The sequence below is a fragment of the Vibrio sp. 378 genome, from assembly GCF_033339435.1.
The window spans coordinates 1-927 of the sequence record NZ_JAWOUO010000243.1 but is presented as its reverse complement, the minus strand read 5'-3'; the positions used below and the strand labels follow the sequence as shown (position 1 = coordinate 927).

Genomic DNA, 927 nt, shown 5'->3' with positions numbered 1-927 from the left:
GACCTCATGCAAAAAGCGGGGCAAAATTCTTTGATTATTGAAGTGCCAGTAGTGAGGGGCTCCTGGCATTTCGGGAGCATGATCGGTGGTACAAAGAAGTTTTAGCCCCTTATTCTTGGCTGCCAATGCGTTCTCTAAAATGGTGCTGTAGGCATGTCCACTGGCAATAGTATGGGTGTGGCTATCAACGACGATATCCATGGTGACCTCCTAAATTGTGGACAAATTATCGAATTTCGAACGAACCGTTTTGATTGAGAAATAGCGTGAGATCCGCTGGAATTGAATGATTTAAAACCTTATCTACATTTACGGCATCTGAGTTTAAATAAAACGCTAATGCGGCTTCTGGTGCGGTGCCACCACGAATCTTACGGTTTACTAAGCGTTCTTGCAGAAACTCAGGCTGTGTATCGACGAAGACGGTAAAATCTGCCAAACGATGCAGTTCATTCCACACCGGTTCATTAAGCAGTAACCAATTCCCCTCAACCACAACAACATTGCGATTCACTAAAATGGCGTCGTCGACTGGATCATGCAAATTGCGGTCGTAGTATGGCCATTTTGGATCTTTCACTTTGAGCTGTTTGAGCTTGTCGATAAGCTCCGTCAGATTAAATGTTTGATAGGCCCCCTTAATACTGCGCAGAGACACGAGCTCGCCATCTCGTTCAATCGTATTGTTGTCGAGGATCTCATTTGGATAATGGAAACCATCAAACGGCAGCACTTGTAAAGGCTCTTGGCTTTCATCTTGTTCCGACAGGTATTCCCAGAATGCAGCGAGTGTCGACTTACCGCTGCCCGGAGGTGCGCACAAGAACACTACTATGCGTTCCTGCTTCTCATGATAGAGGCGAGTAAATTTTTCGATAAGAGGCTGATGGATTCGTTTTACGTCGGCATCGGGAAAGGTTGCTTCGG

1 protein-coding gene and 1 pseudogene are annotated in these 927 nt (G+C 45.8%); both read right to left on the bottom strand.

Annotated elements, in window-relative coordinates; genetic code table 11:
- Positions 1 to 201, bottom strand: a pseudogene (locus R7Q48_RS25460) (phosphatase); the annotation flags it as partial.
- A 25-nt stretch (positions 202 to 226) separates the two neighbouring features.
- Positions 227 to 927: nucleoside/nucleotide kinase family protein (locus R7Q48_RS25455; protein ID WP_318132930.1), on the bottom strand; the 701-nt coding region annotated here is incomplete at its 5' end.